Annotated in this window: 14 protein-coding genes; 11 read left to right on the forward strand and 3 right to left on the reverse strand. The window is 67.8% G+C overall.

All coding sequences use genetic code 11. The features are described from left to right. The first annotated feature begins 117 nt into the window (after positions 1–117). The 10 genes from A5698_RS21085 (at position 118) to A5698_RS21130 (ending at position 9,154) form a co-directional block, all read left to right on the forward strand. Positions 118–978 (forward strand): NYN domain-containing protein, encoded by an 861-nt coding sequence (locus A5698_RS21085; protein WP_067090827.1) that lies wholly within the window; start codon positions 118–120, stop codon positions 976–978. Between the two features lie 20 nt (positions 979–998). Next, entirely contained in the window at positions 999–1,712 is a 714-nt protein-coding gene (locus tag A5698_RS21090; RefSeq protein WP_068300690.1) for an MBL fold metallo-hydrolase, read from the forward strand. A 111-nt stretch (positions 1,713–1,823) separates the two neighbouring features. Further along, positions 1,824–2,561, forward strand: coding sequence for a DUF2510 domain-containing protein (locus tag A5698_RS21095; protein WP_068300692.1), 738 nt, complete (start codon positions 1,824–1,826; stop codon positions 2,559–2,561). Positions 2,562–2,582: 21 nt separating this feature from the next. Further along, entirely contained in the window at positions 2,583–3,257 is a 675-nt protein-coding gene (locus tag A5698_RS21100; RefSeq protein WP_068300694.1) for a glycoside hydrolase family 25 domain-containing protein, read from the forward strand. Between the two features lie 28 nt (positions 3,258–3,285). Beyond that, complete coding sequence (locus A5698_RS21105) at positions 3,286–4,335, forward strand: phospholipase effector Tle1 domain-containing protein (protein WP_068300696.1); 1,050 nt, start codon at positions 3,286–3,288, stop codon at positions 4,333–4,335. A 141-nt stretch (positions 4,336–4,476) separates the two neighbouring features. Further along, a complete protein-coding gene (locus A5698_RS21110) occupies positions 4,477–5,295 on the forward strand; it encodes a DUF8453 domain-containing protein (RefSeq protein WP_084792550.1) in 819 nt (272 codons plus the stop codon). 164 nt (positions 5,296–5,459) lie between these two features. Next, positions 5,460–6,161 (forward strand): crotonase/enoyl-CoA hydratase family protein, encoded by a 702-nt coding sequence (locus A5698_RS21115; RefSeq protein ID WP_068300700.1) that lies wholly within the window; start codon positions 5,460–5,462, stop codon positions 6,159–6,161. Between the two features lie 9 nt (positions 6,162–6,170). Beyond that, positions 6,171–6,767 carry a TetR/AcrR family transcriptional regulator gene (locus tag A5698_RS21120; protein WP_068300703.1) on the forward strand — a complete coding sequence of 199 codons (597 nt, stop codon included), beginning with the start codon at positions 6,171–6,173 and terminating at the stop codon, positions 6,765–6,767. 58 nt (positions 6,768–6,825) lie between these two features. Beyond that, the gene (locus A5698_RS21125) at positions 6,826–7,563 is read left to right on the forward strand and encodes a hypothetical protein (protein WP_502688968.1); all 738 of its coding nucleotides are present in this window, start codon (positions 6,826–6,828) and stop codon (positions 7,561–7,563) included. Positions 7,564–7,570: 7 nt separating this feature from the next. Continuing rightward, positions 7,571–9,154 carry an HD domain-containing phosphohydrolase gene (locus A5698_RS21130; RefSeq protein WP_068300705.1) on the forward strand — a complete coding sequence of 528 codons (1,584 nt, stop codon included), beginning with the start codon at positions 7,571–7,573 and terminating at the stop codon, positions 9,152–9,154. Here the strand turns inward: A5698_RS21130 and A5698_RS21135 are convergent. Further along, positions 9,146–10,282: an NAD(P)/FAD-dependent oxidoreductase gene (locus tag A5698_RS21135; RefSeq protein WP_068300706.1), complete on the reverse strand. Its 1,137-nt coding sequence runs from the start codon at positions 10,280–10,282 to the stop codon at positions 9,146–9,148. The genes A5698_RS21130 and A5698_RS21135 overlap by 9 nt on opposite strands. Positions 10,283–10,342: 60 nt before the next feature. Further along, on the reverse strand, positions 10,343–10,711 hold the full coding sequence (locus A5698_RS21140; protein ID WP_068300708.1) for a VOC family protein: 369 nt from the start codon (positions 10,709–10,711) through the stop codon (positions 10,343–10,345). Between the two features lie 57 nt (positions 10,712–10,768). On the opposite strand from A5698_RS21140, the gene A5698_RS21145 reads away from it, so the two are divergent. Beyond that, positions 10,769–11,506, forward strand: coding sequence for a DUF3060 domain-containing protein (locus tag A5698_RS21145; RefSeq protein WP_068300711.1), 738 nt, complete (start codon positions 10,769–10,771; stop codon positions 11,504–11,506). Here the strand turns inward: A5698_RS21145 and A5698_RS21150 are convergent. Beyond that, positions 11,503–12,399, reverse strand: coding sequence for a haloalkane dehalogenase (locus A5698_RS21150; protein WP_068300713.1), 897 nt, complete (start codon positions 12,397–12,399; stop codon positions 11,503–11,505). The genes A5698_RS21145 and A5698_RS21150 overlap by 4 nt on opposite strands. Positions 12,400–12,575: the final 176 nt, after the last annotated feature.

The following is a 12,575-nucleotide window of genomic DNA, read 5'->3' on the forward strand; positions in this document are numbered from 1 at the left end:
CCGCGCACCATGGCGCGAGCCTTAAAGAGGGTACAGTCTCGCCGATTCCCGCGCCAAACCGCTGATCACCTCAACCGCTACCGCCCGACTCTAGCCCCCGAGTGATAGGACGGAACAGTGACCGAACCCGGCGCGACCCGCGTGGCGGTGTACCTCGACTTCGACAACATCGTGATCTCGCGTTACGACCAGATCCACGGGCGCAACTCGTTCCAACGCGACAAGGCCGCCGGTTTCCACAAGCACCCGGGCAGGCTGACGCAGGCGGTCGTCGACGTCGGCGCGATCATCGACTTCGCGTCGTCGTTCGGCACGCTGGTGCTGACCAAGGCCTATGCCGACTGGTCGACCGACGTCAACGCCGACTACCGCGATCAGCTGGTCGGCCGCGCCGTCGATCTCGTGCAGCTCTTTCCGGCCGCCGCGTACAGCAAGAACGGCGCCGACATCCGGCTTGCGGTCGACGCGGTCGAGGACATGTTCCGGCTGCCCGACCTGACCCACGTCGTGATCGTGGCCGGCGACTCCGACTACATCCCGCTCGCGCAGCGGTGCAAGCGCCTCGGCCGCTACGTGGTCGGGATCGGCATCACCGGATCGATCAGCCGGTCACTCACCGCGGCGTGCGACGAGTACGTCTCCTACGACGCTCTGCCCGGCGTTCCCGCGGTGCAGTCGGACGCGCCGAAGCGACGCCGGACAAAGGCCGACGCCGAGCAGGAGCCCGAGGCTCCCGACCCCAAGGCCGCGGCCACCGCGCTGCTCGAGCGGGCGCTGCGCATCGCGCACGGCAAGGACGACTCCGACTGGTTGCACAATTCGGCGGTCAAGGCGCAGATGAAGCGGATGGATCCGTCGTTCTCGGAGAAGTCGCTCGGGTTCCGCTCGTTCAGCGACTTCCTCCGCTCGCACACCGACCTCGTCGAGCTCGACGAGAGCAGCACCATCCGCATGGTGCGGCTGCGCAGCCAGGACTGAGCCGCCGATACGCTGACGGCATGGCTTTGGATCGGCTCTACTTCCGTCAGTTGTTGTCGGGTCGCGACTTCGCGTCCGGCGACATGATCGCCCAGCAGATGCGCAACTTCGCCTACCTGATCGGCGACCGCGAGACCGGCGACACCGTGATCGTCGACCCCGCCTACGCCGCAGGCGATCTCGTCGATGCGCTCGAGGCCGACGGCATGCGGCTGTCCGGCGTGCTCGTCACCCACCACCACCCCGACCACGTCGGTGGCTCGATGATGGGCTTCGAGCTCAAGGGGCTGGCCGAACTGCTGGAACGCACGAGCGTGCCGGTACACGTCAACCAGCTTGAGGCGGACTGGGTTTCGAAGGTCACCGGAATCGCCCGCAGCGAGCTGACCGCGCATGAGCACGGCGACGTCGTCAAGGTCGGCGACATCGACATCGAACTACTGCACACGCCCGGCCACACCCCGGGCAGCCAATGCTTCCTGCTCGACGGGCGACTCGTCGCCGGCGACACCCTGTTCCTGGAGGGGTGCGGTCGCACTGACTTCCCCGGCGGCAACGCCGACGACATGTTCCGCAGCTTGCAGGCCCTTGCGAAGCTTTCCGGCGACCCCACGGTGTTCCCCGGCCACTGGTACTCCGCCGCGCCCAGCGCGTACCTGTCGGAGGTGCGCCAGACCAACTACGTCTACCGGGCGAGCAACCTCGACCAGTGGCGCATGCTGATGGGCGGCTGACCTTCACCCGCACCGGGTCCGGTTGACGAAAAGACGCCGGTCCGAGCGTTGCTGCGCTATCCTCCCGTTTGCTGGGCGCCCCGGCGGCGCGTACCGGGAGGACCGCTTGCGATGACGACGCCACCCACTCCCGCCGGCTGGTATCCCGACCCCAACGGCGCTGGCGGCCAACGGTATTGGGACGGCTCGACATGGACCGAGCAGCGCTCGCCGGATCTGGGATCGCAGCCCGCCCCGCCGCCGTCGGCCAACGACACCCGCAGGCTGTTGACCGGCTACCTCGCCGCCTGCGGTGCGCTGCTGCTCGTCTTGATCGCCGCGGTGGTCTACGGGGTGTACCTCAACGACGCCGACGACATCGCCGCCGGCGCCGCGAGCACCTCATCAACAAACACCACCACAGCAGCGACCACGACTGCCGCCGACGAGGCGGAAGCGGCCGAAGCCCCCACCCCCGACGTGTTGCCGCCGGCCCGAGCGGCGACCGTCGACGGAGCGCTGTCGTTCACGCTGGTCGATGTCGAGACCGGGACGACGGTGTCGTCGACAGAGGCTCCCGTCGAGAAGACCGCGACCGGCGAGTACGTCGTCGTGCGCCTGTCGTTGGTCAACAACAGCGACACCACCGCGCAGTTCCTCGGCACCCTGCAGAAGCTGCACGCCGCCGACACCGTCTACTCCATCGACGACGAGGCGACGTTCTACGTCGGCGGCGGATTCGTCGAGATTCCGTCCGGCGCCGAGGCGCAGGTCGGTCTCGCGTACGACGTGCCACCGGGAACGGTGCCGGACTTCGTCGAGGTTCATGCCGATCCGCTCAGCGCGGGTGTGCAGATCCCGCTGTCGTAGCTTTGCGACAGACTGGCGGGCGTGGCAGACACGCTGTATGCCGACGTGTCGGAGTGGCAGGTCGGCGTCGATGACAGCTATCCGTATCCGGTGTTGTGCATCCGTTCCAACGACGGGACGTATCGAGATCGCCGGTGGCGCAACAACTATGACTGGTGTCGCCGCAACGCCGACAATGGGCGCCTGGCGTTTTTCATCGTGTACTTCGTGTGGCGGCCCAACTGGCGCGAAACCGTGGACACGTTCCGGGATCAGGTCGGCACTCCCCACCCGAAGATGGCGGTCATGCTCGACGTGGAGTCATGGGGCGGACAGCTACGCGGCAACCATTCGACGGAGATCAACGCGACCCACCGCGAGGTCGGGAAGTTCGTCGGCAGCGCCGCGAAGGTGATCGGCTACGGCAACGTCGGCGACCTGAACTCCTTGTGGCCCCAAAAACCACCGGGCTTGCGCCTCGTGGTCGCCGCCTATGGCCGCAATCCGCCGTATCCGGGCAAGGTGGCCCATCAGTACACCGACGGCACCGGATGTGGCGGCGGACTACCGGAGGGTGCACCACCGTTCGGCAACTGCGACATGAATTCGGCCGACGGTCTGCACCCTGAGGTGTTCGCACGTGTCTGTGGCGTACCAGACCGGGACCTCGAATTTCTAGACAAGAGAGCCGCGTGGGGGCAAACTTGTAAATCCTAGCGTCAAATATTCGGGCCGGGGGGCCAAGATGAAGAAGCTAGTGCTGTGTTTCGACCGCAATCGTGGACAGTCCGAACCCAAAATCGCCACGAACGCGCTCCGACTTTTCCAATCGCTCGACGAAGGCCCCGATCAAGTCGCCTGGTATCACCCGGGACTCTCAGCAAATCACGGCTCCCCGCTACACCCCTTCAAGGACGCGGCCGAGGGCGCTCGCGGAGCCATCGCTGAGGCGTACCGCTTTCTGGTCGACCGCTGGGAGCCCGGGGACTCGATCTACCTCTTCGGCGTCGGTCGCGGCGGTTACTGCGCCCAGTCCCTGACCCGGCTGCTCGCGACCGTCGGCATCCTGCCCGAGTTGGCCGACTTCGTGCTGGACGCGTACGCGCTGCCGCGGACGGGTCGAACCGAACAGGACTGGACACGCGTCACGCGGATCGCTGCACAACTTGCCCCCGAACGCGAAATCCCCGTCTCGGTACGCTTTTTGGGTCTCTGGGACGCGGTGCGCATACCCGGCTTCACACGCCGGTCGGCGCCCGCCCCGATGTCGAACGTCGAATCCGGCAGGCACGCCGTCGCGATCGACGGGCGGCCCGGTGAACCGTTGATGACCTCGGCGTCGGAACGCGTCGAGGAAGTCTGGTTCCGCGGCGCCCACTGTGACGTCGCCGGCGGACCGGGAGCCTGCAGGCAGTTGGCCGAAGTCAGTTTCGACTGGGTGGTCGACGGAGGGATCGCCGCGGGTCTGGCGATGTCCGACGAGCGCATCGACCGGTTGCCCGCCCCCGGGCAGCACGACGCGCTCGCAGAGACCGCCCACACGATTTCCATCCGCAGACTTCCCCAGGACGCCGCCGTGCACGCCAGCGTCGAGCTGTATCTGCGTGACCATCCGCAGTACTGGAAGCGCTTGCCGGCCCGCGTGACGTGGTCCGACCTCGACTGGGCGGCGCGCGGTGAGCGCCTGGTCCAGGTCGCGCATACGCCGCCGATCGTCGCCGACGCGTCACTCGAGGCCTCGTTCGGCGAGCTGGTCAGCAATATCGGAGAGTTGAGCCCGGCGACCCGGGTGTGACCCTATGTCCGCCGGTCACGATCGTTCCCGGCCAGCCGTCTAATCGACGCCCATGCCAATTAGCAAAGGCTGTGGGATCTGCTGCTGCGTGATATACAGCGGTGCGTGGATTCGGATGGGGTTCTCGGCCTCTCGGCCGGTATGTGGACGGCGCTGGCCGCCTGGCTCGCCGTCGCGGTGGGCATAGCCGCGCTGGTGTACGCGTGGCGGCAGTATCAGCGGGTTCGGCGCCAAAGCGAAGAGCTGATGCAGCCCAACGTGGCGATGTTCATGGAACCGGCGGCCAACGACTGGCACCTCATCGAGCTCGTGGTGAAGAACTTCGGTCGCACACCGGCCTACAACATCCGGTTCGACTTCGCACATCCTCCGACAGTGGCCAAGTACGAGAACGTCTACGACGACCGCTACGTCGACATCGCCCCGCTGAACCTGCCTGCCGAAATCCCTTATCTGGCACCGGGACAGGAATGGCGCATCGTTTGGGATTCGGCGCTGGACCGTCGCGAGCTCGGCGAGGCCATCGCGTCCCGGTTCGACGGCGCCATCACCTACTACGACCGGCACGGGCAGGCCAAGAAGAAGGATTCCCGCCACCGCTACCGCTCCACAGCGGTGCTGGACTGGTCCACGCTGCACCCGGTCGAGCGACTCGAGCTGTTGACCACCCACGACCTGGCCCGCCAGGAGAAGCAGAAGCTTGAACTGCTGCGCCACCTGCTGACCTACTACCAGTACGCGGCCGGCGAGAGCCGCGAAGACGTGCTGCGCCAAGAGATCAATCGCGTGCGGTCCGCGGTCGACGAACTGCGCGACCGGTACCGAACGGAATCCGAAGGCCCACAACGGAAGCCGCGCAACGGAGTCGCGCCCGGTCGACCAGTCGACATCGACGCCGAGTTCGAGGAAGCGCACACGCAGATCCTCAAGACCAATACGGCACGGCACCGGATCGCCTGACACGCCGTGCGGTTGAGCCCGGCAACCCCTCGCTGCCGGGCTGTCTCCACGGTAGAAATGTGGCGACCAGACGTCGCGCGTAGAGGGCTACCCCAGTGTCTTGGCATTCGTAGCGAGGTTTCGTAACATCGATACGATTAGCCGCCGCATTCAAAGGAGAAGCGATGAGCAACCTCGTTGGCTATGAACTCACCGACTCCGTCGCCACGATCACCCTGGACGACGGCAAGGTCAACGTCCTCGGCCCAACCATGCAGACCGCGATCAACGAGGCGCTCGACCGCGCCGAGAAGGACGCCGCCAAGACGGTCGTGATCGCGGGTAACGGGCGTGTGTTCAGCGGCGGGTTCGACCTGACCGTGTTTCAGTCCGGCGATGCGCAGGCCGCCCACGGCATGCTCGCGGGCGGATTCGAGCTCGCGGTTCGGTGCCTGACGTTCCCGGTCCCGGTGGTCATGGCCGCAACGGGTCCGGCCATCGCGATGGGGTCTTTTCTGCTGCTGTCCGGTGACCACCGGGTGGGCCAGCCGAAGACCCGCTGCCAGGCGATCGAAGTGGCGATCGGCATGACGATTCCGATCGCCGCGCTGGAGATCATGCGGTTCCGATTGACCCCCGCGGTCTATCAGCGTGGCGCGGCGCTCGCGTCGACATTCGTCGGCGACGAGGCCGTCAACGGCGGCTGGCTCGACGAGATCGTCGAGGCCGATCGTGTGCTTCCGCGGGCGCAGGAGGTCGCAACGGAGCTCGCGAACACGGTGCACGCCGGCGCGCACGTCGGGACCAAGCTGAAGGCCCGGGAATCCGCGCTGCAGGCCATCCGCGCCGGAATAGACGGGTTGGCAACCGAATTCAGCCTCGGCTAGGTCGGTCCGATGCCGAGGGCGAAGCAACGCACGCCCGAACTGAGGGACCACCTGTTGGACGTGGCGGTCGCGACCCTGTCCGAGGAAGGGATCTCCGGCTTCACCACGCGACGGGTCGCCGAGCGGGCGGGCACCTCGGTGCCCGCGGTGTACGAGCTGTTCTCCGACAAGGCCGGGCTGCTGCGGGCGATGGTGTTCGAGGGGTTCCGGCTGCTGGGCGCCGAGCTGGAGACGGTGCCGCTGACCGACGATCCGCTCGCCGACTTGGAACGGCTGGTGCCGGTGTTCCGGTCGTTCTGCCGGTCGTACCCGTGGCTCGCCCAGCTGATGTTCGCGCGGCCGTTCGCCGAACTCGAGCCAGGACCCGATGAAGCGGCGGCCGGCGCCTCGGTGCGTGAGGCGTTCACGGGCCGCATCCAGCGCTGCGTCGACGGGGGGCTACTGGCCGGCGACGTCGCCGACATCGCCCATGTGCTGCTGGCGCTCGCGCAGGGCCTTGCGGTCCAGGAACTCGGGCGGTGGCTGGGGTCGTCCGCGCCCTCTATCGAACAGCGGTGGCGCCTCGGCGTGCGCTCGCTGCTGGCGGGCCTGCGCCCCGTCCCCTAGCGATTTTGGGGCGTTTGCCCCATGTGAGCGGCCGGCCGGGTGCCACACGATGACGACCATGACCAAAACACCACAGGCCCTCGCGGCCGCCACCAAGACCATGCCCCTGCCCGACGGGGACGAGGAGCGCGTCGTCGGCTTCGGCGTCATGGGACTGCCCTTCGCCAACGGCCACTACCTCGCCTACCGCGACTTCCCCGAGACGTCGTTCTCGCCTGCCTACAAATCGGTGTGGCACCGCACACCGGACGGCGTGTGGACCTTCTACGCCACCACACCCGGCCCGCAGAGCTGCTCGCGGTACTTCAGCTCGGCGACACCGATCGATCCGGTCGTGTGCGCCATCGACGCCGAGTGGCTGACACCCTGGTCGCTCGCGATTTCCATTGCGGGAGTGCTCGATTGGCGTGTCGACATCGGCACGACCCCTGGCACGCGGCTGATGAGCGCGATCGGGTCGCACATACCTGCCGCCGCCGCCCGCAACCGTCGGATGCTGCGGGTGATGAGCCGCATCGTCGGACCGGCGCTCGGCATCGGCAGGATGCGGCTGACCGGCAACCTGCCCAACGGTCAGGAGTTCCGCATCGCGCCACGGCGGGTGTGGGCGGTCGTCGATTCGTCGGCCGTCGTGCAGGGCGTCGACCTCGGCCCCGTCGGTCCACATCCGGTGCAGGGCAACCTGGCCGACTTCCAGCTTCCGCAGCGCGGCATCTGCGTGGTGGCCCAGGGCCTGTTCGAGGCGTTCGACGTCGCACGCCACCGCGATGCCGGCCGTCTTGACCTAACGGGCTGATCCGGCCATGCCGACGGTGCAGAATCGGGCTGTGGCCGGCCCTCGCACCCCACAGGATCTTCCGACCCGGGCGGAAGTGCTCGCGGCGCTGTCGGTCGCCGTCGACCTCGGGCTGGGACAGCCGGCCGAACACATGCTGCGATCCGCGTTGATCGCGACACGGCTGGCTGACCGCCTGAATCTGACTGCACAACAGCGCGATTGCATCTACTACACGACGCTGATCATGTGGATCGGCTGTCACGCCGACTCACATGAGTACGCCCGGTGGTTCGGCGATGACATCGCGGTGCGACGTAGCTCGTACCTCGTCGACTGGTCCGGACTGCCGTACCACCGCTTCCTGCTGACCAACCTCGGTCGCGGTGAGTCGCTGCTCACCCGACTGAAGACGGCGGCGACGCTGTATGCCAATGCGCGCGGGCACATCTCGCAGCTGATCCACTCGCATTGCACGTCGGCCGGGCTGCTGGCCGAACACATCGGCCTCGGTACCGACGTGCAGCATGCGCTGCGCCACACCTTCGAACGCTACGACGGCGGCGGGCTGCCGACCGGCGCCTCCGGCGATGGGATACCGATCGAGATGCGGGTGGCTCAGGTCGCTGACATGGTCGAGGTACACCAACGCGAGTACGGCGTCGACGGTGCCGTGGCGATGGCGCGCAGCAGGCGCGGCGGACAGTTCGACCCTGTGGTCGTCGACGCGTTCGTCGCCGATCCGGACGACATCCTGTCGGTGCCGTCCACCGGAGACGCGTGGGCGACAGCGCTGCGGTATGCACCCGATCGCGAAACACATCTCGACGGCGACGCGCTCGACACGCTGCTGATGGCGCTGGGTGAGTTCGTCGACCTCAAATGCCCGTTCACGCTCGGGCATTCACGCGCGGTAGCCGATTTGGCCGCATCCGCCGCCGAGGTGCTAGGGCTCGATCCGGAGGCGGTCGCGACGACGCGGCGCGCAGGGTACGTGCACGACCTCGGCCGGATAGGTGTCTCGAACCAGGTCTGGTCCAAACCGGCCACGCTCAGCATGGCGGAGTTCGAGCGGATGCGGCTGCACCCGTATCTGACCGAGCGAATTCTCTCGCAGGTACCGGCCCTGAAGGAGATCGCGGCAGTCGCGGCCAACCACCACGAATGTCTCGACGGCTCAGGGTATACGCGGGGCCTGGCCGCGCGACAGCTCGCGATGCCCGATCGGCTGCTGGCGTGCGCGGTGAGTTATCAGAGCGCGCTGGAACCGCGCCCCTACCGGGAGGCGCTGGGACCCGCCGGCGCGGCCCGACGACTGCGGGAGCGGGTGTCGAAGGGGCAGTTGGACTCCGCCGCCGCCGACGCGGTGCTGCAGGCATCCGGGCACGCGTCGGGCAGGCGTGCGCCGCGGCCCGACGGGCTGACCGCCCGCGAGGTCGAGGTGTTGCGCCTGGTCGCACAGGGGGCGAGCAACAAGGACATCGCGGCCAAGCTGGTGCTCAGCGAGAAGACCGTGCGCAACCACGTCGAGCATGTGTACGCCAAGATCGGCGTCTCGAACCGGATCGGCGCGAGCATGTACGCGCTCGAACACGGGCTCGCGTCAGCCTGAACCGGTGAGCAGTTCCCCCGCGCGGCGGTGATCGTCGTCGGCGTCGAGGGTGAGCACCCCGACGACGTCGCCGCCCGACTCGTACCAGACCGTGAATCCGGTGTGGTGGTCTACGAACCGGGCACTGTCGAAGCCGACGCCCCACCCGCGGTACTTGAGCACGGAAGTGCCGATGGTGCAGGAGAACCCGGGCACGGTGTCCCACGCCGAGGGGAAGCCGGCCGCAGTCAGGCCGGCGACGTGGCCCTGATGCGCGGCGTCACGCCAGTGTTCGGCCGGGATCCGCCGGCCGGCGGTCACGTTGTGCGCCAGCGCCACATCGCCCGCGGCGTACACGTTGCGCGCCGAGGTGTGCATGTGCTCGTCGACGACGATGCGCCCGTCGCGAGCCTGCAGGCCGGCGTTCTCGGCAAGGCGGATGTCCGGGCGGACCCCGGTCGCGCACACCACGAGGTCGGCGTCGACGGCCTCGCCGCTGCCCAGCACCACGCGGGTGTCCTCGATCGCGGCCACCGTCGTCTCGCCGGCGAACCGAACACCGTTGTCCGACAGCAGCTTCGCAACGCGTTCCCCGGCCTCGAGGCCGAACCTGCGCTGCAGCGGGACGTGTTCGGCGGCGACGACCATCGTGGCCACCCCGCGCGCGGCGAGGCAGGACGCGGCCTCGCAGCCGATCAGTCCGGCGCCGATCACCACGGCGCAGTCGGAGTACCGGGCGGCCATCTTCAGCGCGACCGCGTCGGCGAACGAGCGCAGCGTCAACGTCGATTCCACACCGGGGATCGGCGGCCGCACCGGGACGGAGCCGGAGGCGAGCACGAGATGCCAGTAGGGGTAACGCTGACCGCCCGCCGTCACCACCTCCTGGCGGTCGACGTCGATGCGGTCGACGGTGATTCCCCGGATCAGGTCGACGGCGTTGCGTTCGAACCACCGCTCGCTGTGCAGCGAGAGGTTGGTGTCGCGACCGCAGAGAAAGTCCTTGCTCAGCGGCGGCTTCGCGTACGGCAGCGCCGGGTCGGTGGTCAGGATGCGCACCGGGATGTCCGGGTGTTTGCTCCGGAACGTTTCCGCAGCGCTCACCCCGGCCGGACCGCTGCCGACGGCTACAAACCCTGGAGCCACCACGGGTCCTGAGTACCAACTTCGGCGCTCCGATAACCTCGCGCCGGCGATTTGCCGCCGGGGCTAGTCGGAGATGCCCCAGACGAGGCAGAACGTGTGCCCCGCCGGATCGCGGAACACCCGGAATTTCGAATCCTCCTCGGCGTCGGCCACCCGCGTGGCGCCGAGGTCGAGCACCTCGTGTTCGGCCGCGTCCGGGTCGTCGACCTGGATGTCGAGGTGGAACTGCTGCGAACCGTGCGGATCGGGGAAGCGTGGCGGCTCGTGCTCCGGTGAGTATTGGAACGCCAGTCGTCTGCCCTGCGGATCGGTGAGCACCACCCAGGTGTCGTCTTCCTTAACGATGTCGCCGCCGAGAACGCCCGCGTAGAAGGTGGCGAGCCGCATCGGATCCTTGCAGTCGACGACGGTTGATCGCAGCTTTCCGAGCATGGGTGCCGGGTTGCCGGTATCCAGGCGGCGCAAACGACGTTATGGCACCATCTGCGCATGAACCCCGAGGACGACCCGGAGGCGCGTATCCGGCAGCTGGAGCAACCGCTGGCCGATCACGGCGCCGTCGAATTGGGCACATCGCAGCGGAGCGCCGACGACTACCAGGCGTCGGCTCTGCCCCCGCCGGTGTACGGACCGCCGCACCAGCCTTATCCCCCGCAGTCGCCGTACAGCGCGCCTCCGTTCGGCGTGTCCTTCCCGCCCGGGCCGACGAAGAGCGGCGCACCACTCGGGTTGATCTTCGGACTCGTCGCCGCGGTGGCGGTGTTCATCGTCGCGGGCATCGGTGCGCTGGTGTGGACGCTGAACTCGAAGACGGAGGAGATCACTGGTCGCCCCGGCATTTCCATCGCCGCCGGGGACGATCCCCGCGGCGGCAGCGTGACGATCGGCCCCTCGCGCGGGGCGCCGACCGTCGTCCTGCCCACTCAATTGCCCAGCGACGAACCGAAGGTCGCCGTCGCGCCCGCCGGCGGGAACTACAGCGTCTCCGGGGTCCAGCGGAACGAAACCGTCGAATGCAATGGCAGCAACATCACCGTCAGCGGGGTCAACAACACGGTGACCCTGCTCGGTCACTGCCTGACTGTGACGGTGTCGGGCGTCGAAAATCAGGTGAGCATCGACAGCGCCGACGAGATCGGCGCGTCAGGTTTCGACAACCAGGTGATCTACCACTCCGGCGACCCCGAGGTGAACGTGTCGTCGAGGAACACCGTCACCCGAGGCTAGGTGCGCCACTGCAGGATTCGCTCGGCCAGCTCGGGGCCGCAGTCCTCCTGCACGAAGTGGCTGCCGTTGATGCGGGCATGGGGTTGGCCGGACGCGCCCGGGACGTGCTCGATCAGCGGCCGGTCGGCGCGGCCGAGAATGGGATCCTTCGCGCCGAAGACGCACAGGAAGGGTTTCTCCCAGCGCCCCAGCGCATCCCACGCCGCGCGGTTGGCCGGTAACGCGGGATCGTCTGGTTCCGTCGGCACCAAGGCGGGGAACGCGCGGGCCCCGGCCTGAAAGCGCTTGTTTGGGAACGGCGCATCGTATCCGGCGCGGATGCGTGCCGGCACGTCTGTCACCGTGCCCATCGCGACGATGCGTCCGGCCGGAAACACCGGCGTGTAACGCGCGAATGCGCGCCAGATCCGGAACGGAAGGTTCGCGCTGTTCTGTCCGGCCGGCAGGAAGCCGTTGGCGACGACGACGCGCGCGATGCGCTCGCCCTGCTCCGCGGCGATGCGCAGCCCGATCAACGATCCCCAGTCCTGCACGAAGATCGTGGTGTCGCGCAGGTCGAGCGCGGTGAACCAGGATGTCATCCACTCGACGTGGCGTAGATAGGTGTAATCCTCTGCGCGAGAGGGCTTGTCGGAACGGCCGAATCCGATGAGGTCGGGCGCCAGCACCCGCAAGCCGCCGGCGGCCAGGGGCGGAATCATGGTGCGGTACAGGTAACTCCACGTCGGTTCGCCGTGCAGCAGGACGACGGCCGGGCCGTCGGCGGGGCCTTCGTCGACGTAATGCATCCGCAGCGGCTCCGTGTCGGACGCGGTGACGTCGACGTAGTGCGGCGCGAACGGGTAACCGGCGAGGTTCGCGAAGCGGTCGTCGGGTGTGCGCAGAACGTCCATATGTGCTCCTGTCCGCCTCCTGCAGCTTAGGACGTATCCCCCGATCGGTGGACACACAATTCGTCCGGTTCAACCTCCGGTCGGTCGACATACAGAAGCCCCGCGGTCCAGCACTCTTGAGTCATCGCCGGAACACCGGCAGAGAAACGAACAAGACGAACTCAACGAGGAGATCG

Source organism: Mycobacterium sp. E136, assembly GCF_001666865.1.
GTDB lineage: Bacteria > Actinomycetota > Actinomycetes > Mycobacteriales > Mycobacteriaceae > Mycobacterium.